The organism is Echinicola shivajiensis (genome assembly GCF_018642165.1).
GTDB lineage: Bacteria > Bacteroidota > Bacteroidia > Cytophagales > Cyclobacteriaceae > Echinicola > Echinicola shivajiensis.
Map to the genome: position 1 here is coordinate 429762 of NZ_JAHHZM010000002.1, position 21869 is coordinate 451630.

Below are 21869 nucleotides of genomic sequence, written 5' to 3' on the forward strand. Positions count from 1 at the left end.
AATTTCTGACTTATGGATATTGTTTCTAACCAATCAAACATTAACACAAACGCCAAAAGTGTCAAAAAGAAGCCATCCGGTAAATCTGTTTTCCGTAGGGTCAATGATTGGCTACACCTTTGGTTGGGTTTGATTTCTGGAATCATTGTATTCATCGTGAGCATTACAGGCTGTTTATATGCTTTTGAAAAGGAAATCAGGGATTTTACACAGTCTTACCAATATGTAGAAGCACGACAAGTTTCCATGAAGCCACCTTCTGCGTTGCGTAAAGCAGCTGAGGAGTTTGTGGAGGAAAAGCATGGCCAAAAGCCCAGCATATTTGGTGTCCAATACCCAGGTAGTGACAAAGCAGCTATTGCTGCATATTCAGATAAGGAATATGGATATACCATGGTGTATATGAACCCTTATTCCGGAAAGGTTTTGCATGAAAAGATCCTAAATCGTGATTTTTTCAGAATTGTACTGGCAGGTCATTTCTATTTGTGGTTGCCACCCACAATTGGCCAACCTATCATCGCCTCTTCTGTATTGATTTTTGTGTTGCTATTGATCACCGGATTGGTCATGTGGTGGCCTAAAAACCTCAAAAAGTCAAATCGTGATAAAAGCTTCAAAATAAAATGGAAAGCCAGTTTTAAAAGAGTGAACTATGATCTCCATAATGTGCTTGGCTTCTATTCTTTGGTTTTAGCAATGGTTTTGGCCTTAACCGGCTTGGTCTGGGGCTTTCAATGGTTTAACAAAGCGTATTATTGGACCCTGACTGGAGGGAAAGAATACAGGGAGTTCTCCAAACCTAGCTCAGATAGTATCTTGGTAGATTTGCCTAGAGAACCAGCAGGGGAAGCAGGGGAAGATATAATTTGGGCAAAAATGGTGGAGGAATACAATGACCCCAACGGGCAGTTGATGGTGGAATTTGCCCATGCAGAAAATGCATCCATTGGCGTAATGTATAATCCGGATTATGGTACTTATTATAGAAGGAGTTTCAGGTACTTTGACCAGAAAACCTTGGAAGAAATTCCTGATGGTGGGGGAGTCTATGGAGAAGAATATACACAGGCTTCTTTGGGTGATAAAGTCTATAGGATGAATTATGACATTCATGTGGGGGCCATAGCAGGTCTTCCTGGGAAGATTTTGGCCTTTTTTATCAGTCTCATATGTGCAAGTCTTCCTATCACGGGATTTTTGATCTGGTGGGGAAGGAAAAAGAAAGCCAAGTCTAAAGCAAGAAAGTCAAAAAACAGATCTGATCACGCTGCTGAAAGCTGGCAAATGTCCAGAAAGGTGAAAAGCACTGATCAAATTACAGTATAAGATTTTAAGTCCTGTGGATGGAAGGGAGATGATATTCTGTCATTACCAAGCTCTCTTTCGACTACAGGCACAAATTAATTTTTCAACCTCAAGTGATGAATATGAACTACTGTAGCCCAGAAGTAATAATGATGAAAGATGATTTTATCCTGACCCGATGTGAACATTGTGGCCGTATAGGAATGATGTATGGCCAATGCATGGTAGGTTTCAGTGAAATTGATTTCAAGGGTTTTTGTCTTTATATGGATGAACTTTCATTTGAAGGGAATTATAGCCCTTTTTACGACGGGGTGGACAGGATCGTATTGGAAACTTATCATATGGACATACAATTTTCACTGCTTGAGGAAGAATTTTACAGGCTCAAATCCTGCTTGGAGGAAGTCCAAATTCAAATGAAAATTGATGATTTATTTAAGAATTAATATTTATAGAAAGATGATGAAAATAAAATTTAGCTTACTATTTGCCCTTGCATTGATTATCAATATGGGGAGTGCATCGGCCCATGCCTTATGGATAGAAACGTCCATTAAAGGGGAAAAAGGTGTGGAACAAGAAGTGAAAATCTATTATGGAGAGTATGCCGAGGGAGTAATTGAACAAGTATCAGATTGGTATTCGGATGTTAAGGATTTTGAGCTTTGGTTGATTGATCCTGCCGGAAATAAATCCATTCTAAAAACTGAAGCACAGGATGATCATTTTACCAGTAGCTTTGTTCCAGAAATGGACGGTGTGTATAGACTTCAAATAGGCCATTCTGCCAAGGACTTGGGAGGAGAATACCTTTATCAATTTAATACTGCTACCCAAATAAGTGTTGGAAAAGCAAAGGATATGGGTTCTACAGATGATAAAACAGATTTGGCTTTGCTTTTGATTTCTCCAGCACAGAAGAGTCTTAAGGAACAACTTTCATTCAAAACTTACTTCAAGGGAACTCCAAAGGCTGGTGTGAAAGTAGTAGTGGTAAGTCCAGAAGGATGGACCAAAGATTATGAGTCTGATGAAAACGGAGAGATCTCAATCGATACTCCTTGGAAAGGTCAATACCTCATTGAAGCTACCTATACAGAAGAAATATCTGGTGAACATTTCGGAACTCCTTATGAATTTATCTGGAGATGCGCCACACAAAGCATAGAAAAATAGGTTTGTAATTTTTTAACTGACTGACGACCCCATCAAGGTGAAGACTTTGATGGGGATTTTTTATAATAATAAGAGCTGTTCTGTAAAATGCGTGTAAGCTGTCCGGGATTTCAAATCCCGAACAGCACTGTTTACATCCCAAACAGCCTAAAATTCCTTTCTAAATCCTCAATTCAAATTTTCCTTCATCAAAGCTTTCAATTCTGCGTTACTCATATAAAGTTTGTTTCGGATTACTTTGCCCTCTTTATTGACCAATACGTAATGAGGAATACCTGAAATTTGGAATTTCTGGGAAAGTACATTCCATTCATCGGAAGTCAACCTGAAATGCTCTCCTTTGATGCTGGGGATACGTAGTCCCCAAGTTTTTTCCGGGGAGCTTTGGTCGGTGATATAGACAAATACCACGTCTTCACCCTTCATCTCATCTTTGAGAGGAGCGATTTTTTTCATACCGGCTATACATGGCCCACACCAAGTCGCCCAGAAATCCACATAAACCACTTTTCCTTTGAATTTGGCCATCATAGCATCGAAAAGCTGGTCTGCTTCTGTTTTTGGAGTTTCGTTGACATGATAGCCTTTGGCGGTTTTATTTTCTTCTTCAATGGCGGCAATTTTGTCCTTTAAACCCTGGAAGACTTCCAAAAGATAATTGGCTATAAATTGATTTTTAAAAAGTGTGGGGACCTCTTTTTCTTGTTCTGGTGTATAGGGATTATAGGCTGATTCCAAAATATTATGCTTGTCCTGAGAAAGCATAATATCAGCTAATAGTCCTGGTTTTATCCCGAGGTTTCCTTTGAGGTTTTGAGCATATTTAGCTTTTAAGTTTTTCTGAACAATTTCAGTTAGCATGCTTAGGTTTGATGAAAAAAAAGTTTCGAGAATATCTTTTGAATTATTAGCAGCAGTATTGAATTCACTATGTGAATTGGTAGATTCGAGTAATTTAAGGGAATTTCTTTCTTCCTGCGTTAGGCTAATACCTTTTTTATCTATTTCTGAAACTAAGTTTTTGTAGGGGTTGGTGAAGCCAGAATTGCGAATGATATCTGTGAACTTGATCCTATTGATCAGAATATCGTAATCACTTACTGCTAAATTAAGCGAATTGTTTAGGTCAGCTTCCTGCAAAAAAGATAGGTAATCTTTATCCAAAAGGGATTTTTCCAATGGGATTTCTCTTTGGTCGCGAGGAACCTGATTTTTTGACCTGTAGGCACTTTCCCGGTTCATATTATAGGATAAGACATTTGAATAGGCCCTAAATTGAATAGATTTTTCTTTAATGAATTTGGCCTTTTTGGACACTTTATGCTCCTTCAGATAAGTCTCAAATGCAGCCATGTCCTTATCCATAATATCAAAGCAGTAAGCCTTATATTCATCCCTATCCATTTCCAATATTTTTGAGTCCATATCCTGATAATTGAAATTGTGAATTCCGCTCATGCCTACGAGGTCTGAATTGATTTTGGCATTGTCTCCCATAAAATAGGAAGATGTTTTTCCATCTTTTTCAGGATCGTGTAAAGTCTTTAAATCAATTAACTGGAAAGTGGTTTTTCCCGGCTCAAAATAGATTGACTCAAAACGACCCATTAGCCTGATATAGGCTTGCTCAGGGTAGATCATTGGGAATTTGGCATAGAAGGTTCCGTCTGGATTAATGTTTATAGTATAGCTTTCTTGATTTTGTGTGAGCACATTGTCTAAGTGCAATAAACCTGTTTTTCCCAATTTTGGATGGTAACCTTTTATATAGCCTGTATAGACAGCACTGTCTTTGCTGAAGATAGGTGTCTCAAAAAAGTCATCATTGGTAATATGGTAACTAGGGACTTCAGTAGTTTGCTGACTATAAGTTTCCATGTTTTTAGGTGAAAAGTCTATAAGCATTTGGCCGTTTTTTCCTTCTTTGTAGAAAAGGGAGTTAAGTTGATCTTCAGTTTGATAGATGATTTCACCTTTCTTCTTTTTGGATTTTACTTCTACAATAGTAAAAACCTTTCTGTTCATGATTAGCTTGTCTTTATCAAAGCTATAAGTCCAGCCATTGCTGCCATCGGTTTTTAGCCAATTGCCCAGCAAGGATGGGGGAAAGGGAGAATCTACAATAGGCTGATCAGTCAAATGGATATCAAAGATTTTCCATTGATTTTCTAAGAAATCTATTTTTTCTGTTCCTTTTTCCAAAGGGGGGAAATACAGCACATATTGGTGTACACCTGATTCGTCCATAATGTGCCTTTCGTTAAGCGCAATACCTTCAGATTTCTTCACATATAGGGGTTCTCCTCCTGCACTGTTTATAATACGGGTATCTGATGTACCGACGCTAATCCATCGGCCTGGGGGATAATTTACCTTAAAATGTAAGACAGTTGTAGTGTCCCGTAGCTCTAGGCTTGTAATTTTTACATTGGGAGCCGTGGTGACTTCAAAAGGAGGGTTTTCAATAATCCTGTTTTGCGAAAATGATGTCAAATAACTTAGAACAATAAGTAATAAGGTTAAAAATAAGTTTTTCATAAATAAAATTTATTGTTAAATAATGAAAGTAAAGGGCAAGGTAATAAAAGATATTGAGTTTTAATTAAAAACTTAGTTCAGGTTGAAAAGGCCTGATTTGCCCATTTGATTAAAGCTTGAAGCTATTCGGGATTCCAAATCCCGAGCTGCTTATAAAGGGTCCTAAAAATTATAGCATGGCTCAATCAATAGAGATTGACCTTGGAATTATTGTCTTTTTCGATATTAACTTGATTAGGAGCGTTTCTAATGGATAATTTACTTTTTTCCATTTTTAAATTAATAGAAGAAGTTATGTTTTGGAGATCAGCTTCTGCTTCATTTAATGATCCAGATATAGTATCAGTAAGGTTGATGTGATTTTTGGATTGCCCCGTTGCTGTAAGATCTAGCTTCTTCACTTTAAGATCGTGGTTCATATCCAATCTGCCTCCTCGATTTTCAATATTCAAGGCATCGTAATTACCATGGACTGATACAATACTGTTTTTATCCATATCAATATTTTCTAAGTTTTTTACATCAATTAATATAAACTGGGTAGGACTTTGCTCATTAGTTTTGCGACTGATAAAGCAGGTATCATTTTCTATCCAGACATGATGGTTTAATTCACCACTTGAAACAGTATCTCTAAGACCTTTGAAAAGCACTTTAGAAGTTTCGCTTTTGGTAATGGTGATATTGGTTGGGGTTAACACTTTGATACTAGAAAAATGTTCAGCTAGCATCTGTTCTTTCAGTGGAACGATAGCACTATAATCCAATCCGGATTTTTTAGAATAATTATGAGCGATTACAATGCAAGTAGTTTGTAAAACAAAGGCAAATAGAACAAAGCCTAATAATATTTTATTGCTGGTTTTCATTGGTAGTTTCTTTAAGAGCGTTTAAAAGTGGTTTTAGATCATCGTGGGACAACTGGAGCAATTTTACCTTATGTACCAGTAGGGGAAGTTCTTGTTGAAGAAATTCTTCCTTTTGTCTTTGATGGATTTTTAAGGCGGCTTTTTCGGCTACAAAGAAGCCTATTCCCCGCTTATTGTCCAGTATGCCCTGGTCTTGTAGAATAGAGTAGGTGCGCATAACGGTGTTTCGGTTTACCTCCATCTCCTCAGCCAATTCCCTGACAGAAGGCACGCGGTCTCCGGGAGCAAATTTCTTTTGCAAAATTTGCTCGCAAAGCCAATCGGCTATCTGGAGAAAGATATTTCTGGATTCGTTAAACTCCATATTATACCTCCTTTTCTTTAAGTCGGAAATAGGCGATTATCCAGCAGATGATTGGAAAACAAATTAATACGATTGCTCCCCCTAATTCAGTTAAGGGAATTTCTGAATTGAAAAGAGGAATTTTTGGATGTTTATAATTTGTCATACCATTCCAAACACCTCCTTCAACTGAATTAAGGATTCGAAATATCAGTAAGATTAGAAAAACATATGTGAAATAAAGGAGTATGGCTGATAGGGGGCCTTTAATTATATTCCATTTTCCGAATAAAGTCCCTGTCATAAAAAGATAGGAAAGTCCAGTCATTCCCATTGCAACAATACCAAATATTCCTTTTTCAAAGTATGGATTTGGAAACATTGCAAAAAAAGAAAAATACTCAATTTCTATACCACTGACTCCTGGGACTACAGAATCAAAATATTCTGAGTTTACTCCCTTGTATAGCCATATAGTGAGATTGACACTCAGTTTGAATATAATAGGATAAAAGATGGCGAATAGTAGGAGCCTTAATATCCATTGCGCTAAGAATTTTTCGAAAGCAGATGCAGGTAATGAAAGATAACTAATCGTGGAATAATGATTTTCCAGTCCCGGAAAACTTTTACAGGTAATTAAAGTTCCAAAAATAAAATATCCCAATAAGAAGGAAGCAAGATAACTCTCAACTTTCCATTTGTAATCGGTCGAAGAGTAATTCTCGGGATTATTCGGCCAGATAAACCAATGAACAAGACCAATGGCCAACATCACTACAGGTATAATAGCAATATAATAAAGCCGATTATTATTGAAATCGTACTTTAACAACTTCAAGAACCTGTTTAAGCTAAAGATTTCATGTTGCCTTTTGGGATAGACTGGTGCTAAGTTATGCTTATTGTTTTCCATTTTATACCTCCAGTTCTTTAAGTCTGAAATAAGCCGTAATCCATGAGCTGACACAAAAAAGTGAACCTAATACCAATGTAGTAAGGGAAATTAATTCGACCTTTTCATCAAAGAATATCGGTTTGTCAACCTTTAAATTGATAGACCAAAACTTCAGGGAAGATGGATTTAAAATATTAGATAAAATGGTGAGGTATAATAGAATCAATAATAATAATCCTATTATACTTAGTGGACCCAGTAATAAATTCCATTTTTTAAATATGGTACTTCCAAAAAACAATAAGGATACTCCTAGACCGTATACGATACAAAGCCACATTGTTGTCAGTGTAGGTTGATTGGTTTTTCCTACAAAATCAGTAAAGGTAAATCTTTCTATCTGTGGTAGTAAAGTGGCTTTAAAGCCTTTTGAGGAGACATAATACTCGTGTAAAGTAACATAACTATCAGCGGTTAGATTTGCTGTGAATTTGAAAAGCAACGGGTAAAGAATAATAAATAGAAATACCCTAAAGGACCATTGGACTATGAACTTTTCAAAATTTGATGCAGGTATTAGTAAATATTTTATTGTTTGTCGCTCATTTTTTAACCCAGGAAAACTATTTCCCACTATGATTATTCCAAAAAATACATAACCAAGGATAAAGAAAGGAGTGAAATTTCTACTCTCAAAAATAATTGATGTTCCCGAATATCCATTTTTTGTTATATCTCCGGGAAATATCATCCATAAAATTATACTTATAGCCAACATTGCTACAGGAATAGTAGCGATATAGTAAAGCCGGTTATTATTGAAATCGTACTTTAGTAGTTTCCAGAACCTGCTTAAGCTGAATGTTTCATTTTTTGAGTTCATGGGCTTAGGCATTGACAGGTTTAAGATTGACCAATTGTTTATTGATTACTGCATTGAAGAGGAGCTCCAGAGAAACTTGTGATGGATGTTGTCCTGAAATCAGCGGTTTGATATAATGGTAACCACCCATATTTTTTTCTGCGTAGATACTGCCTTGATCTGCTTGTGGAGCAAAGCCAAAGTACCAGCGATCACTGATGGTAAGCATATCCTCATCAAAAATCACCTTGCCATCATCGATCATAACGACCCTATCAATTAGGTTCTCCACATCTTTCACTTGATGGGTACTGATGATAATGGTTTGGTCTTCCTGAATATTGGCAGTGACCAGTTTTCTGAATAGGCTTTTGGAAGGAATATCCAAACCATTGGTAGGCTCATCCAATAGCAGTAGCTTACAGTTGGAGGAAAGGGCAAAAGCTATAAGGAACTTTTTCCTCTGTCCATAGGACATTCTACCGAGTTTTTTGTCCCTTGGAAGATTGAATTCATCCAACAGCTTATCCAGTTTTTCATGATCAAAGCGTGGGTAAAAAGATGCCAACGATTTGGTGTACTTTTTCATACTGGTCCTTTCTGGTAAAAAGTTTTCCTCTGGCAAAAGAATCAATTCTTCCAAAAACAGTGGTGAACGGTCAAACGGAGTGAATCCATTGATATTGATCGAACCGGAATGCGGTTTTAAAAGTCCGCTGAGCAGTCTTAAAAGTGTAGACTTTCCTGCGCCATTTTTTCCTAAAAGGCCTATTACCTGTCCTGGATGGACTTCCCAGTCCATTTGATTGAAAAGTTGAGTTTGCTTTTTGTGGGCAAAGCTCATGTTGTTTAACAAAATCATACTCTAGTGTTTTAGTGTCATAGTGTATTATGACAGTAAATAAATAACTAAAAAACTATTAATACAAGGAAAGGGAGAAAAAAGTTGCAAGTATTTAGTACTAAGTATCAGGTATCAAGTACAAAGTATGGAGTGCGAAGTAAACACAAAGAGAAAAGAGCCTAGAGAAAAGATGTAAGAAAAATGAAACTGATCAGTCAGAAGCTGTTCGGAATTTGTAATTCTGCCCACTTTATTAGGGGATTTGTTAGTCTAAATAGATTGCACGTTTTCTAATTGAAGCTTGATTATTTCTCCATAATCCACTTTCAGGTCAAAGGAATCCTTTAGTGCGATATTATTTACATATGCATGAATTGCCCTTATGGGGCCGGCATGGGTGACTATGGCTATAGGACCAGCAGGTAATTTGTTCAGATCATTCAAAAAATCAATTCCTCTGGCAGAGAGCTCATGATAGGATTCTCCGTTGGGGCAGGAGGTGTGAACAAAATCTGACATCCAAGGATTCAGCTCCTTTTCAGGAATTTCATTCCAAGGCTTCATTTCCCAATCTCCAAAATCTAGCTCCATAAGCCTTTGGTCTTCCTTGATATGATTCCCAAAGAGTCCGATGGCCAATTCTTTGCACCTTTTTAAAGGGCTGGAAAAGACTGATTGGAAATTGATATTCTTGGGGATATTTTTCCTGACAGCTGTTAATTCCTTTTCAAAACTACTTGCCAAAGGCAAGTCTGTTTGACCATAGCAAATACCTTTTTCTATCGCTGGCCGGGTGTGACGGATCAGGAAAATTTCCATATGATCAAAAGACTCAGATAAAAGATTACCTCAGTGATCTGCTGTACAGCGCCTAAGGTGTCGCCAGTAAAACCACCAATCCACTTATTGAACCATCTTCCCAACCACCATTTGGTGATAAAACAGGGGATTAAGACCAAGAATACCGCATAGCTCTGGAATAGAGCTAAGGGCAAGAGTCCTGTAATAGTGGCCACAAATAGGTCCAAATTATTGATCTTTTCCTTAGCCATTGGTTTGGATTTGCTGCCTATTTTATCATTTAGTTTGGCGTATTGGTGGGTTTTGAAGAAAGTCAAAGCCATAAACCTACTAACAGCGTGACCCGAAATAAAACAAGCTAATAAGGACTGGTAAAATTCAAAGGAGTAAGCATTTCCCTTTGCCCAATCCACTAATTCCATCAAAGCTAAAAACTTTATGGGTAAAAGTATCAAAAGTCCAAGTACCCCATAAGTGCCCAGGCGGCTATCCTTCATGATGGTAAGGATCTTTTCCTTGGTCCATCCACCTCCAAACCCATCAAGTGTATCTGCAAATCCATCTTCATGAAATGCCCCAGTCAGGAGCATACTGATTCCCATGGAGAGGAAAATTGTAATTTGAACGGAAAGAAAATTCAAAAATATTAGGACTATCAAGCCAGAAAGCCCTCCAACAATCCACCCTATTAAGGGAAAATATTTTCTGGATAAAGTCAGATACTCCTCGGAGTGATCTACCCAACTTGGGCATGGGATACGGGTATAAAACATAACCGCAGTAAAGAAAGCCTGTATCTCTTTCTTCATAAGATATAATTAAATAGTGTACTAAATTAAACCCTATGCCTGGCTTACACCGGCACTTTCAAAACTGGCCATTTCATTTAAAAAGGTACAAGAAGCAGCAATAACAGGATAAGCAACAGCAGCTCCTGATCCCTCACCAAGCCTCATTCCTAAGTTTAAAACAGGCTTAGCCTTTAAATGTTTTAACATTGCTCGGTGACCCTTTTCTTCAGAACAATGGGTGAATAAAGAATAGGATAATACATTAGGGTTGATCTTATTTGCAATCAATAATGCGGCAGTTGAAATAAAGCCATCTACCAGAATAATCATTCTCTTCTCAGCAGCTTTTAACATGCCCCCACATATTTGTGCAATTTCGAACCCTCCAAAAGTAATTAAAATTGACAAAGGATCATCGCTAGTAGGGTGAAAATCAATGGCTTTTTTCAGTGTTTCAAATTTTTTCTTGAATTGTTCAGGATTGGTTCCTGTACCTAGGCCTACACAGTCTTCAAGAGGTAGCTTACAAATGGCCTGCATGATCAAAGCTGCAGATGAACTATTACCAATGCCCATTTCTCCAAATCCAATGATGTTGGTGCCATTATTGAAAGCTTCTTCTACCAAATCAGCTCCCTTGGTTAATGCCATTTGAGCCTCAGGCTCAGTCATGGCAGGCTCCAGAAGGTAATTTTTTGTGCCAAACGCGATTTTCGCATCAATCAGCCCAGGTGTTTTTTCAAAGTCATGGTTGACACCTGCATCGATGACCTTTACTTCGATATTGTTTTGTTGGGCCAACACATTTACAGCTGCTTTTCCAGAAAGAAAATTCAAGACCATCTGGAAGGTTACCTCCTGTGGGTAGGGGTTGACCAATCCTTCTTTGGCAATGCCATGATCTCCTGCAAAAACTAGGATTTGTGGCTTTTTGAGTATTGGACTGGTACTTTGCTGAATCATCCCAATCTGCAAGGCCAGCTCTTCCAATAGCCCCAAAGAGCCAATGGGCTTTGTTTTTTGATCAATCTTTTGTTGAAGTCTATCCTTTAATTGAGGGTTTTCAATTTTTTCAATTTGGAATTGAAGCATCAGCTTTTGGGAATTAGGTCTAAATAATGAAATCCTGACAATTGTGGTTTGTCTTGCTCTTTAGGCAGACAGCTATCATTGAGGTCCTTTGGACTTTCGTAGCTTCGGAAAATCTTTTCTCCCAACTCAAATTCAATTGGGTGGTCAAAAATAGGACCGTCAAAAACAAAGGTGTGAAACTCTCCATTTTCTCCGCATGGGTCTACTGATGAAGGGAGCTCTTTCAAGAAATCTTGATCGATCACTTTTCCTACAAATTCTGCAGGCAAAAGATCGGCTTTGGCACAGACAACAATAGTTTTGAACCCTAGGTCCAAAAATTCCTGTATAAGGTTCTTTGTGTCTTTTTTCCAAAGCGGAAAGTGACCTTTGAGGCCTATTTCTGCCAAGCGTTCCTCACGGTATTTTTTTAAGTCTTCCAAAAAGATGTCGCCAAAAATGCTATGACTGATATTTTGCTCTTTTAGTGGTTCAAGACTTTCTCTCATTATCCTGTCATAGTCTGACATGCTGGGCATTTCTGGTAATCTAATTTCCTGAATGGGAAGACCTAAGGATTTGCCTTGGGCATATAATAAATCTTTTCGAACCCCATGCATGGATATTCGGTCAAATTGGGCATTGACTGTAGTCATTAGTGAGCTTACCTCAAATTCCTTTTCCTGAAGAATATGATATAAGGCCAATGCACTGTCTTTGCCACCGCTCCAATTAAATATGCTTTTTATCATCTTACTTTAGTTGAATGGGTAATCCTGATACCATAAAGGTTGCTTTGTCCGCATTCTTTGCGATAAATTGGTTGATCCAGCCTTGCAATTCAGTGAATTTTCTACCGACTTCGGTCTGTGCGTGTATGCCCATACCTATTTCATTGGAAATGATAATCAGGTGTGCATTTACTGCGTTCTTAAAAATCATTTCCAGTTCATTTTTGCAGGATTCAAGGCAGGATTCCACATTGTTTTTGCTGTCGGCATACCAGTTGGTAAGCCAAAGGGTTACACAGTCCATCACCACGGTTTTGCTTTCTATGTCGACTTCGCTCAGAAACTTTTCCTCTTCAATGGTTGTCCATCTCTCATCTCTGTCGGAAAGGTGCCTTTCTACCCTTTTTTTGAAATCATCATCCCAGATTCTTGATGTGGCCAGATAGTAAGGGAATTCAGAAAGTTGCTCAGCCAATCCCTGTGCATACCGGCTTTTGCCGGACCTTTCACCTCCAGTAATATAGTAGATCATGATTTATTGAGTTTATCATATGGACAATTTTTGCAGCCGTTTCCACAGCATTTTCCCTGTCGGAGCAGGTACCAAGCTGTAAATACGTAGAAGCCTTGTTCATTTATAGTATAGTCTATTCCTTCTATCAGTTCTTTGGGCAAACCCAGTTTCTGGATGGTTTTGACCTTGTGTCCATCCAGGCTTGCTGTCCAATTGTTTATTCTATTTATTGTCTCCGTTTTTAAACAGCTGGGACAAAGACAATCTTTGCCTTCTTCCAAAGGTAGGATAGGAGGAAAAGCACTGCACCAGCATTGGTGGGAACAATGGAATTTGTTTTGACAATTTGGGCAGTGCTTTTCTTTAACCATCATTTAAAATTGATACCTGGCACCAATATTAAAGTTTCTACCTCTGGTAGTGTAGCCATATATAGCTGTAAAATCTTCGTCTAGAAGATTGTTTATTCCAGCATACAAATTAAGTTTTTTATTCAAAACAGATTGTTGGACATATAAGTCGATAAGCCCATAGCTATCCAACTCTAATTCTCCACCATAGCCCCAGTCATATATGGTTCTTTTGCTGGTGAAGTTATACTTTAAGGAGACCACTGTATTGTCTGTTGGCTTAGTAAGGAAGGTCATGCCCCATTTGTCTTTTGGAATCCTGTAAAATGTTTCAGGTTTATCAGTGCTTACATGAGCATAGTTTCCATTAAGCTCAAAAAACTGGTTCACTTTCCATGAAAAGTCAGCTTCAAAACCTTCCACTCGCCTTTTATTGCTTGTGTTTTGGTATTCTCCTCTAATATAATTTCCCTCCTCATCAAATATAGAAACAAAGTCTATAGGAGCAGATTCGTCTCTGGTAAAATGCACCAAGTTAATGGTGAAATCCTTGCCTACATAAAATGAGATCCCTTGCTCATAATTGATGGATTCTTCAGGTTGAAGGTTTTTATTTCCATATAATGGGGAATTCAGCTGATAAAGGGTAGGAGTGACATAGGCACTGGAAACCGATGCAAGAATTTTCAAGCTCACTTTGTCTGAAATGGCTGTCAAATAAGATGGATTCAGGTTATAAACAAATTTGCTATCATATTCCGAGTGTGTGTTTAATCGGGCACCCCCATGAATATTAAACCCCGAATTGGATTCATAAAACAAACTGGCATAGGGGTCGACTAAGGTGAATTGGTTTTCATCAAAGCTTAAATCACTAGGTTGCTCATAAGCAAGTTGCTGTAGATTTACACCCCAAAGTCCCTTTAAGCCAGATAAAATTTGATGCTCTTGGGTAAGGTCTAGTTGTAAATTTCTGCCATTGAATTTGCTGGGGAAACTGCTGATAAATTCCCTTTCATTTACATTATAAACAGATTTTAGTTTGATGCTTCCTTTTTCGTAGGTATAAGTAGGGGTAAGCCCCAACCTAAATTGTTGGTTAGTTTGCTGATTGTCTGCATCAGTGAAAGTGTTATCATCGTAATCTGATTCCATATCATCAAATGCAGAAATAAAATCCAATTGGAAGCGCTCAGAAACGGCATAGCCTAATTTCAATAGCGCATTTTGCCTTTTCATTCCATCCTTGCCAAATGGAGTAGGGGATTGCTCTTCAGAAGCGGATGAAAATCCATCTGAATGATAAGAACTGGCAGAAAGCATATAGTTAAACTTATTGCTTCTACCGTTCAGGTTGAGACTTCCTCTGTAGGTTCCAAATGAGCCGCCGTTTACATCCACAGAACCGGCCAATACTTTGTCCTTCTGACCTGATTTTAGTTTGATGCTGATCACGGCAGCAGAGGCTCCTGTCCCATAAAGTGTGCTAAGCCCCCCCTTTAAAACCTCAATGGATTCGACCTGATCCAATGAAAGCAACCTGAGGTCGTAAGTAGAGGCTATGCCTGATGGATCGTTTATAGGAAGTCCATCAATTAGAATCAAAGTGTTTTTGCTGCTGGCTCCCCTGACGAAATAATTGATATTGGTACCTGGAGAGCCGAAATTACCTTCTATTTGTATCCCTGGAACCTCATTGAGGAGGTCAGCAACGGTTTTACCGGCATTTTGTGCAATAGCCTCTTGGTCAAGTTTGTAAATGGATTTTCCTGATTTTTCTACTGGGATTTCAAATTTGGTCCCTGTGACGACCACCTCATCCAATTCGGTGGTATCTTGTGAAAATGCTTGGGAAGTGGAGAAATATAAACCAGCCAATGCAATTGAAAAGGCCCATCTTCTCCCTTTTTCTGTAAAAGGAACAATACTTTTGTTCATAGCGTAATGATAAATATTAAGAATTTGACACTATGAACTTTCTGGGAAAACTGATAAAAACACCCTCAGCGCTAAGAATGATTTTTCATGGCTTTTCACCCGAAAGCTCTGAATAACAGTTGATGGCAGGTCTTCTGACTTACTTCACTTTTGACGGCCTTCCCGTGCGCCTGAGCGTACAGTGGCTGTGGATGTCAAAAGCTGTATTGAAGCTTACAGCTGCGGGTACAGTTTCGGACTTTCACCGAATTCCCTTTTAAACCAAGTCCAAGAAAGGAGATTGGTACCAAAAACTTCTGCAAAGGTAATTATTTTTTATAATTAAGCTCAACAAATTACCCTTTGTAGAATAAGAACAGTATTAAAAAAAAAAAAGCATCCATCGATCTATATGGATGCTTTTTGCAATTTAAAGACTCCTGCTTATTTCAGGATGCCTTCTATTTTATTTAGTTCTTCTTTAGAAAAATCAAGCTTATCCAAACATTTAAGTGAATCTTCCAGTTGATTGGTTTTGCTGACTCCAATAAGAACAGAGGTGACCCGGTCATCCTTTAACAACCAAGAAAGGGCCATTTGGGCTAGACTTTGTCCCCGTCCTTGTGCCAAGTCATTTAAAGCTTTTATTTTATTGAGTGTGTTTTCATTGATTTCTGATTTCTGGAGAAATCCATGTGATTTGGCTGCCCTGGAATCTTCTGGGATTCCTTTTAAGTATTTATCTGTCAGCATACCCTGCGCCAATGGAGAGAATGGAATACAGCCTACTCCTTCTTGGCCCAGCACATCCAGTAATCCTCCTTCTACCCAACGTTCAAACATGGAGTATTTCGGTTGATGGATGAGACAAGGTGTTCCCATTTCCCTTAGCAAGTTGATGGCTTTTTGCGCATCTTCTGCTGGGTAATTGGAAATTCCTACATATAATGCTTTTCCTTGTTGGACAATTTGGTGGAGTGCTCCCATGGTTTCCTCTAGAGGGGTTTCAGGGTCAGGCCTATGGTGGTAAAAAATATCCACATATTCCAGTCCCATTCTTTTCAGGCTTTGGTCAAGGCTGGAAATTAAGTATTTTCTTGATCCCCAATCACCATAAGGTCCGTCCCACATTAAATAACCTGCTTTCGAAGAAATTACCATTTCATCTCTAAGACCAGCAAAGTCTTCTTTTAGGATTTTTCCGAAATTTTCTTCTGCTGAACCTGGTGGTGGTCCATAATTATTTGCCAGGTCAAAATGGGTAATACCAGAGTCAAATGCCAGTTGCAGTATTTTGCGTGAATTTTCCAAAACATCCACATGGCCGAAATTATGCCAAAGTCCTAGGGAAAGGGCAGGGAGTTTTAGTCCGCTTTTTCCACAGCGACGATAGGTCATTTTTTTATATCGATCTGGATGAGGTAAATAGCTCATATGGTATTGTGATTTTAAAATTTTACAAAGGATGCAATATAATCAGAATGATTCAGCTTTTCCCAATCCCCTGGCGGAGGAACTAAAAAATTATTTTTATAGGATGAATTACTTACGTTTTTAGGTTAAAAGGAGAGGAAATGATTACAAAACCCTTCAAATACAAGGATATCTGTATATATGTGAACGTGCTGAACTTAAAAAAACATAGTTTAAAATACGTTTTTATATATAAAAAATGAAAAATTATTTGTTTGTTTGAAATTTAATACAGACATTAGATATATAGATAATCAAAATAACCAAAGGTTAAAAAGTTAGTCTTAAGGTTGAATTTTTGTTTCATTAATTGTTTTTGATATGCTATTAGAACAAAGAAGAATGAAGCCCAATTTTCTTCCCGCATATGGAAAGAAAACATTCGAGAGGAACCTGATGCCATTGTTGGATTGGATTCCCATGATGCAAAAAGAATTTAATAGGGTAGAGAGGATAATAGGGAATGAACTTACCCCAGAGGCTGCATATTATTATTACGATTTCTATGATTTAGCTCAGATTATTAAACGGAAGTTGCTTGAAGGTCCACCCTTGGAAGTATCTGATTTGATTGCAGCGAAAGCAAAATTGGATTTTGGCTCGGAAGTGTTTCCTGAATTTAATAGGGAGGCTTTATGGAATCTATTAAGTGCGGCTGTACAAATCGACCAAGCTAATCACTCCTATTTAGAGAATAAAATTAAAGATAAAACTGTTTTGAAACTGCTTAGTGCAATTAAAAATTCTTTTCGTTGATTTTTTTAATATGTCAAACTTGGTGAGAAAGGTTCGGGAAATTTTCCCGAACCTTTTTATTTTTTTAGTATCCATAAGCTTATATGGCTACGCTGTTGAGGCAAGCCGTAATTCTGTAGGGATGGGCTAATTAGTGAAATTTTGTTCATCCTAACAATTTAAAATTAATAGATATGTATATCCGCAATTGCACCAGTAAATATTAAAAGCGAATCGAAACGATCCTTTTGATGAAAGTATCAATTGCTTCGGTCTCCATACTTCAGTCTTCCGACCACTTGAGCAAAGGATTTATGGTTACTGGCATCATAGCGGATAATCAGATTAATAGAAATCATAAATAGAAAGTACGAAGGCTGGTTTATAAATAACGAATAATCAATAATGTGTTTTTCTTTAGCTATCTGTGATCAAACAAAAGGGAGATATTTCAAAGAAGGCATGTAACTATCAAAATATTCTTTCTCTCCAAATTATTTGCTTGATCTAAAATGTTGACGGGACGAAAGAGGAAAGGAGGTTATTAAGTTACTTTTAGAATTTTTTTAGAATTTAGCCCAATAAATTTGTCTGTTTTGTCTTAGATATTTAAATGATCCTATAGGTGAATTCCAAATTATCGTTTATTATTTTTGATTAGATTTTTTTATGAAAATTTATTTGAAAAATTGAATTTTAGTAATTACAAGAAAAATACCCAAAACGGGGTATTTTTTTATTGATAAATATGATTTATGTAAAATTGGTGGCTGGTAAATATGTTGATAAGTTGTTGATAAAAAGATGCTTTTCCACTGTTTTCATCATTGTTTTTGTTGAAATCTCTTTCTATTTTTAAATCGATTTAAGTATTATAGGCGGTTTACCTGTTAACTAAGTAGTATTTTGAACTGTATTTTGTTACCATTTGTAATCAACACGAATCCGATCCCATGATGGGATGGTCAGCCAAAGGACCTTTTTTAAGGAATTATAAGTATCATTAAAGTACAATTAAAAAATATTAATTTCATATTTATGCTAATTTCATCTACTAATGGGTTTCTCTCAATAGTGAATTGTCCTTCAGACGGAGATCATGTGCTGGTGAGGGCAAATAAGAAAGTGGTGCTATCTCAATTATTTGATGATGGAAGAATTAAGTTTATTGAAGAAGAAGGATTTATTTTTGGTGTTTCAGTTTGTAAGCAGGAGCTTGCGGATATCTTGGTGAAGATGGTCAAGAGTATAGATTATACCAATTTTGAATCTGGTTTCGCCTTGGCAGATGCTTAAGCTTTATGCTTAATTTAAGTTTATTCTTTTTGTTTTTTTAAATGCTTTCTTGTTTGATAAAAGGTCACTAAGTATTACTTCGTTCTTTTTATAGGCCTTGTTTTCCAAGATTATATTTTGGGCTTTGTATTTTATTATCCTTTCTAAAAATCGTAAATTAAGGAGTAAATTTTGATTGAAATAGAGTTTTTGAATTTCAACAATTATTGTTTGTAAAATTCATCTATTGGAAATTATCAATTTTATTTCTTCCAGTGGTTGATCTTTGTTTATGGAAGTGTAATAAATAACCTGATATGCGTATTTCTTTAGCTTTTGATGTACATGGTACCTTGGTCGATGCTTCCAGTGTTATCAATTTGTTAAAGGAATATATTGGGAAGCAAGCAGGGGAAGTGTTGGAAACTTGGAAATATAAGCAAAGAGAATATGCTTTTCGTCATAGGCTGATGGAAGAAGATGTGGATTTTACAGTTTGTTCTGAACAGGCTTTAGAATATGCCTGCCTGTACCATAAGGTGGATATAAAGGCAGAGGAGAAAGTGGCCATTATGGATTACAGTAAAGCATTGCCAGCATATCCAGAGGCTCTCACTGCTTTAAAGGCTTTAAAGGAATTAGGCTTTCGTCTATTTGCCTTTTCCAATGGTCCTCAAGATGAGGTGAAGACCTTATTAAAACAAGCTGGTTTAGCTTCCCAATTTGAAAATATCTATAGTGTTCAGGGAACAAGAACCTTTAAACCGGACCCAGAAGTTTATGAAAATTTTTTACGGTATAACCATACTGGACATCAGTTTACTTGGTTTATATCTGGCAACTCCTTTGATATTATTGGCGCAAAAAATGTTGGGCTTAAGGTCGTTTGGGTCCAACGCTCTCCAGATATTGTGATGGATCCCTGGGGCATCGAGCCTGATATGACTGTAAGGATTCTGACTGATTTGATAGATTTTTTTAAGGATAAAGTTAGATAAGGGTGCTCGATAGGGTTTTGTATAGTATTTTTTAAATAAATATTTAAATTATCTTCCAAAGGATGGAACCTTTTATGTTTAAGCTAGCTTTTATTAGGCAAGTATTTTATCGGAAACCTTTAATGAGAGGGTAGATTGTTTCCTTGGTATCTAATGTTTTAGAAAGAGACCTTATCTATTTAAAGAATTGATCTTTTTTTTGGTGTTGGTTTTCAGTTGTTTATCGCGAACCAGGTGATTTAATTTTCTGAAATTTCAGTATTGAGGAACTAATTCTTGTTTTTAGCGATTGAATGTTCATTCGGTTTTAAGCAAATGACAAATGAGTAAAAAAGAACAAATACTAGCGGCCACTCTTGATTTGATTCGGGACCATGGGTTTCATGGTTGTCCTATGAGTATGGTGGCCAAGAACTCAAAAGTTGCGGCCGGAACCATTTACCATCATTTTGAAAATAAGGATGATCTTATCTTGGAATTATATCAATATGTCAATCAACAGTTAGTTACGGTAGCAGTAAATGGAGACAATCCTGCCAAAGATTTTAAATCCCGCTTTATGGATTTTTGGCAGAACATGAAAGCTTTCTATTTGGAAGAACAGTCCAGTCATCGTTTTATTGAGCAGTTTATGAATTCTCCTTATAACTCCGAGGAAGTACAAATGGGAGAAAACAAATGGCATGAATGGTTACATGATTTTTTCTCTGATGGTATAGAAAGTGGAGCATTGAGATCAGGAGTGAAGCCCGCAATTTTAGCCATTTTAGTACATGGCAGCATTATTAGTTCAGTTAAGGTCAGTTTAAACCATGGCAAAAAGGTTCGTCGAGACCAACTCAATCTTGGGGAAATCCCTGAAATAGTTTGGGATGGTATTAAATGCCAAGATTAGTATTCCAAAACCCAAATAATCCAATACAATTATTGATAAGATATACTTTGATCGAAGTGATCAAGGCCGGGAAATCTGTATTGTAAAATTGATAAATCAATTGTTTTAAGAATAAAATTTATGAGGATGAGTAAATACGTGTTTCTGTATTTAATCGCAGGAGCTTTATTATTTCCAGATGTTAGCTCAGGGCAGGGAGTCATGGGTAAAAGTGGTCAAGCTGCCCTTACATTGGAACAGTGCATTCAGTACGCCTTGGACAATGGGCCTGGTATGCAGCAGGCAATACTGGACGAGAGAATAGGTGGCCACGAAATAAAGTCAAGTTTATCGGGTTGGTATCCTCAAGTGTCCGCCAATGCTTCGGCTGCGAATAATATTAAATTGCAGCAACAGCCAATAGGAGGAGAGCTAATTACTTTTGGACAAAAGTATAATTCCGGTGTTTTACTTCAGGTCGATCAGCAGATCTTGAACAGGGATCAGATTTTTGCTGGCCGAACCTCCAAGTATATCAAGCAACAGTATGAATTGAATATAGAGCATGTAGAGATCGCTACGGTGGTAGATGTCAGTAAGGCCTATTACGATATTCTATTGACTTTTGAACAACTTAAAATACTGGATGAGAATCTTCTAAGACAGGAAAAACAGTATAAGGACGCCAAAAGTAGGTTTGAATCAGGTCTGGTAGATAAGACAGATTATCAACGAGCTGCGATAACACTTTCCAATATCAAGAGTGACCAAAGGAGGGCACAGGAAAGTGTTAATGCTAAAAAGGCTTTCTTGAAGCAATTGATGGGGTATCCAACAGAACAGGATATCGCGCTAAGTTATGATTATGCCCAAATGGAGCTGGAAGCTTTAGCTGATACCAGTAGCATTTTAAAGCCAGAAGATAGGATAGAGTATAGGCAGATTCAAACGGAAGCGAATCTTGCACAATTGAATACTGGATATCAAAAATGGGCTTATCTGCCCAATATTTCCGCAAGCTATAATTATAATTGGATCTATTTTAATAATTCAATTTCAGGCTTGTACGCCCAGAGTTATCCGAAATCAGCGCTAGGGCTAACATTGGCATTCCCAATTTTTCAAGGAGGAAAGAGACATCAGGAAATCCGCATTGCAGAACTGCAGCAGGAGAAAATCAATATAGCCAAATATGATCTGGAAAAGCAGATCAATACAGAATACCAAGCGGCACTGGCCAAATATAAAAGTGATCTGTTCGAATGGAAAACAATTAAATCCAACATGGAATTGGCCGAGGAAGTATATGATATACTCAAACTGCAATATGATGAAGGTATAAAGGCCTACGTGGATTTGATCGTTGCTGAAACGGAACTCAGAACAGCTCAACTTAACCATTATAACGCCATGTACAATTTGCTATCAAGCAAGATAGACCTTGACAGGGCATTAGGAAATATAGAGATATAAAACAATGACAATAACTAAGCAGGAA

22 protein-coding genes and 1 riboswitch are annotated in these 21869 nt (G+C 37.3%); of the genes, 8 read left to right on the forward strand and 14 right to left on the reverse strand.

Going from position 1 to position 21869, the window contains the following annotated elements:
• Nucleotides 1-12: 12 nt before the first annotated feature.
• From KMW37_RS06265 to KMW37_RS06275, 3 genes are all read left to right on the forward strand, one after another.
• Nucleotides 13-1329, forward strand: coding sequence for a PepSY-associated TM helix domain-containing protein (locus KMW37_RS06265; RefSeq protein ID WP_215223751.1), 1317 nt, complete (start codon nucleotides 13-15; stop codon nucleotides 1327-1329).
• Between the two features lie 101 nt (nucleotides 1330-1430).
• A complete protein-coding gene (locus tag KMW37_RS06270) occupies nucleotides 1431-1757 on the forward strand; it encodes a hypothetical protein (RefSeq protein WP_215223752.1) in 327 nt (108 codons plus the stop codon).
• 13 nt (nucleotides 1758-1770) lie between these two features.
• Nucleotides 1771-2487 carry a DUF4198 domain-containing protein gene (locus KMW37_RS06275; protein ID WP_246581359.1) on the forward strand — a complete coding sequence of 239 codons (717 nt, stop codon included), beginning with the start codon at nucleotides 1771-1773 and terminating at the stop codon, nucleotides 2485-2487.
• Between the two features lie 168 nt (nucleotides 2488-2655).
• Here the strand turns inward: KMW37_RS06275 and KMW37_RS06280 are convergent, their stop codons facing one another.
• The 14 genes from KMW37_RS06280 to mgrA all read right to left on the reverse strand — a co-directional run bounded on the left by KMW37_RS06280 (nucleotide 2656) and on the right by mgrA (nucleotide 16450).
• Nucleotides 2656-5025: a TlpA family protein disulfide reductase gene (locus tag KMW37_RS06280; RefSeq protein WP_215223753.1), complete on the reverse strand. Its 2370-nt coding sequence runs from the start codon at nucleotides 5023-5025 to the stop codon at nucleotides 2656-2658.
• A 185-nt stretch (nucleotides 5026-5210) separates the two neighbouring features.
• Nucleotides 5211-5894, reverse strand: a complete 684-nt coding sequence (locus tag KMW37_RS06285) for a GIN domain-containing protein (protein ID WP_215223754.1) — start codon at nucleotides 5892-5894, stop codon at nucleotides 5211-5213.
• Nucleotides 5878-6258 carry a GntR family transcriptional regulator gene (locus KMW37_RS06290; RefSeq protein ID WP_215223755.1) on the reverse strand — a complete coding sequence of 127 codons (381 nt, stop codon included), beginning with the start codon at nucleotides 6256-6258 and terminating at the stop codon, nucleotides 5878-5880. The genes KMW37_RS06285 and KMW37_RS06290 overlap by 17 nt, the downstream gene beginning before the upstream one ends.
• Before the next feature lies 1 nt (nucleotide 6259).
• Complete coding sequence (locus tag KMW37_RS06295) at nucleotides 6260-7012, reverse strand: hypothetical protein (RefSeq protein WP_215223756.1); 753 nt, start codon at nucleotides 7010-7012, stop codon at nucleotides 6260-6262.
• Nucleotides 7013-7154: 142 nt separating this feature from the next.
• Entirely contained in the window at nucleotides 7155-8018 is an 864-nt protein-coding gene (locus tag KMW37_RS06300) for a hypothetical protein (RefSeq protein ID WP_215223757.1), read from the reverse strand.
• Nucleotides 8019-8022: 4 nt separating this feature from the next.
• Nucleotides 8023-8859, reverse strand: coding sequence for an ATP-binding cassette domain-containing protein (locus KMW37_RS06305; protein WP_215223758.1), 837 nt, complete (start codon nucleotides 8857-8859; stop codon nucleotides 8023-8025).
• A 252-nt stretch (nucleotides 8860-9111) separates the two neighbouring features.
• Entirely contained in the window at nucleotides 9112-9660 is a 549-nt protein-coding gene (gene cobC, locus KMW37_RS06310) for an alpha-ribazole phosphatase (RefSeq protein ID WP_215223759.1), read from the reverse strand.
• On the reverse strand, nucleotides 9645-10451 hold the full coding sequence (locus tag KMW37_RS06315) for an adenosylcobinamide-GDP ribazoletransferase (protein WP_215223760.1): 807 nt from the start codon (nucleotides 10449-10451) through the stop codon (nucleotides 9645-9647). Before KMW37_RS06315 ends, cobC begins: the two co-directional genes overlap by 16 nt.
• Nucleotides 10452-10484: 33 nt before the next feature.
• A complete protein-coding gene (gene cobT, locus KMW37_RS06320) occupies nucleotides 10485-11525 on the reverse strand; it encodes a nicotinate-nucleotide--dimethylbenzimidazole phosphoribosyltransferase (protein ID WP_215223761.1) in 1041 nt (346 codons plus the stop codon).
• Nucleotides 11525-12256 (reverse strand): Dph6-related ATP pyrophosphatase, encoded by a 732-nt coding sequence (locus KMW37_RS06325; protein ID WP_215223762.1) that lies wholly within the window; start codon nucleotides 12254-12256, stop codon nucleotides 11525-11527. The genes cobT and KMW37_RS06325 overlap by 1 nt, the downstream gene beginning before the upstream one ends.
• 1 nt (nucleotide 12257) lies before the next feature.
• Nucleotides 12258-12767: a bifunctional adenosylcobinamide kinase/adenosylcobinamide-phosphate guanylyltransferase gene (locus KMW37_RS06330; protein ID WP_215223763.1), complete on the reverse strand. Its 510-nt coding sequence runs from the start codon at nucleotides 12765-12767 to the stop codon at nucleotides 12258-12260.
• Entirely contained in the window at nucleotides 12764-13123 is a 360-nt protein-coding gene (locus tag KMW37_RS06335; RefSeq protein WP_317195555.1) for a DUF5522 domain-containing protein, read from the reverse strand. The genes KMW37_RS06330 and KMW37_RS06335 overlap by 4 nt, the downstream gene beginning before the upstream one ends.
• Nucleotides 13124-15037 (reverse strand): TonB-dependent receptor plug domain-containing protein, encoded by a 1914-nt coding sequence (locus KMW37_RS06340; RefSeq protein WP_215223764.1) that lies wholly within the window; start codon nucleotides 15035-15037, stop codon nucleotides 13124-13126.
• A gap of 107 nt (nucleotides 15038-15144) precedes the next feature.
• Nucleotides 15145-15343: riboswitch (cobalamin riboswitch) on the reverse strand.
• Between the two features lie 117 nt (nucleotides 15344-15460).
• Nucleotides 15461-16450: an L-glyceraldehyde 3-phosphate reductase gene (gene mgrA, locus KMW37_RS06345; protein ID WP_215223765.1), complete on the reverse strand. Its 990-nt coding sequence runs from the start codon at nucleotides 16448-16450 to the stop codon at nucleotides 15461-15463.
• A gap of 360 nt (nucleotides 16451-16810) precedes the next feature.
• On the opposite strand from mgrA, the gene KMW37_RS06350 reads away from it, so the two are divergent.
• The 5 genes from KMW37_RS06350 (at nucleotide 16811) to KMW37_RS06370 (ending at nucleotide 21844) form a co-directional block, all read left to right on the forward strand.
• Nucleotides 16811-17245, forward strand: a complete 435-nt coding sequence (locus tag KMW37_RS06350) for a hypothetical protein (RefSeq protein ID WP_215223766.1) — start codon at nucleotides 16811-16813, stop codon at nucleotides 17243-17245.
• 1017 nt (nucleotides 17246-18262) lie between these two features.
• Complete coding sequence (locus KMW37_RS06355; protein WP_215223767.1) at nucleotides 18263-18520, forward strand: hypothetical protein; 258 nt, start codon at nucleotides 18263-18265, stop codon at nucleotides 18518-18520.
• A gap of 296 nt (nucleotides 18521-18816) precedes the next feature.
• Nucleotides 18817-19497 (forward strand): haloacid dehalogenase type II, encoded by a 681-nt coding sequence (locus KMW37_RS06360; protein WP_215223768.1) that lies wholly within the window; start codon nucleotides 18817-18819, stop codon nucleotides 19495-19497.
• A gap of 322 nt (nucleotides 19498-19819) precedes the next feature.
• Entirely contained in the window at nucleotides 19820-20392 is a 573-nt protein-coding gene (locus KMW37_RS06365) for a TetR/AcrR family transcriptional regulator (RefSeq protein ID WP_215223769.1), read from the forward strand.
• Nucleotides 20393-20518: 126 nt separating this feature from the next.
• Nucleotides 20519-21844 carry a TolC family protein gene (locus tag KMW37_RS06370; protein ID WP_246581360.1) on the forward strand — a complete coding sequence of 442 codons (1326 nt, stop codon included), beginning with the start codon at nucleotides 20519-20521 and terminating at the stop codon, nucleotides 21842-21844.
• The last annotated feature ends 25 nt before the right edge of the window (nucleotides 21845-21869 follow it).

Excerpts from the sequence above, each read along its gene's own strand:
- KMW37_RS06265 (WP_215223751.1), top strand. The coding sequence starts at position 13 with ATGGATATTGTTTCTAACCAATCAAACATTAACACAAACGCCAAAAGT.
- KMW37_RS06270 (WP_215223752.1), top strand. The coding sequence starts at position 1,431 with ATGAACTACTGTAGCCCAGAAGTAATAATGATGAAAGATGATTTTATC.
- KMW37_RS06275 (WP_246581359.1), top strand. The coding sequence starts at position 1,771 with ATGATGAAAATAAAATTTAGCTTACTATTTGCCCTTGCATTGATTATC.
- KMW37_RS06280 (WP_215223753.1), bottom strand. The coding sequence starts at position 5,025 with ATGAAAAACTTATTTTTAACCTTATTACTTATTGTTCTAAGTTATTTG.
- KMW37_RS06285 (WP_215223754.1), bottom strand. The coding sequence starts at position 5,894 with ATGAAAACCAGCAATAAAATATTATTAGGCTTTGTTCTATTTGCCTTT.
- KMW37_RS06290 (WP_215223755.1), bottom strand. The coding sequence starts at position 6,258 with ATGGAGTTTAACGAATCCAGAAATATCTTTCTCCAGATAGCCGATTGG.
- KMW37_RS06295 (WP_215223756.1), bottom strand. The coding sequence starts at position 7,012 with ATGTTGGCCATTGGTCTTGTTCATTGGTTTATCTGGCCGAATAATCCC.
- KMW37_RS06300 (WP_215223757.1), bottom strand. The coding sequence starts at position 8,018 with ATGAACTCAAAAAATGAAACATTCAGCTTAAGCAGGTTCTGGAAACTA.
- KMW37_RS06305 (WP_215223758.1), bottom strand. The coding sequence starts at position 8,859 with ATGATTTTGTTAAACAACATGAGCTTTGCCCACAAAAAGCAAACTCAA.
- cobC (WP_215223759.1), bottom strand. The coding sequence starts at position 9,660 with ATGGAAATTTTCCTGATCCGTCACACCCGGCCAGCGATAGAAAAAGGT.
- KMW37_RS06315 (WP_215223760.1), bottom strand. The coding sequence starts at position 10,451 with ATGAAGAAAGAGATACAGGCTTTCTTTACTGCGGTTATGTTTTATACC.
- cobT (WP_215223761.1), bottom strand. The coding sequence starts at position 11,525 with ATGCTTCAATTCCAAATTGAAAAAATTGAAAACCCTCAATTAAAGGAT.
- KMW37_RS06325 (WP_215223762.1), bottom strand. The coding sequence starts at position 12,256 with ATGATAAAAAGCATATTTAATTGGAGCGGTGGCAAAGACAGTGCATTG.
- KMW37_RS06330 (WP_215223763.1), bottom strand. The coding sequence starts at position 12,767 with ATGATCTACTATATTACTGGAGGTGAAAGGTCCGGCAAAAGCCGGTAT.
- KMW37_RS06335 (WP_317195555.1), bottom strand. The coding sequence starts at position 13,123 with ATGATGGTTAAAGAAAAGCACTGCCCAAATTGTCAAAACAAATTCCAT.
- KMW37_RS06340 (WP_215223764.1), bottom strand. The coding sequence starts at position 15,037 with ATGAACAAAAGTATTGTTCCTTTTACAGAAAAAGGGAGAAGATGGGCC.
- mgrA (WP_215223765.1), bottom strand. The coding sequence starts at position 16,450 with ATGAGCTATTTACCTCATCCAGATCGATATAAAAAAATGACCTATCGT.
- KMW37_RS06350 (WP_215223766.1), top strand. The coding sequence starts at position 16,811 with ATGCTATTAGAACAAAGAAGAATGAAGCCCAATTTTCTTCCCGCATAT.
- KMW37_RS06355 (WP_215223767.1), top strand. The coding sequence starts at position 18,263 with ATGCTAATTTCATCTACTAATGGGTTTCTCTCAATAGTGAATTGTCCT.
- KMW37_RS06360 (WP_215223768.1), top strand. The coding sequence starts at position 18,817 with ATGCGTATTTCTTTAGCTTTTGATGTACATGGTACCTTGGTCGATGCT.
- KMW37_RS06365 (WP_215223769.1), top strand. The coding sequence starts at position 19,820 with ATGAGTAAAAAAGAACAAATACTAGCGGCCACTCTTGATTTGATTCGG.
- KMW37_RS06370 (WP_246581360.1), top strand. The coding sequence starts at position 20,519 with ATGAGTAAATACGTGTTTCTGTATTTAATCGCAGGAGCTTTATTATTT.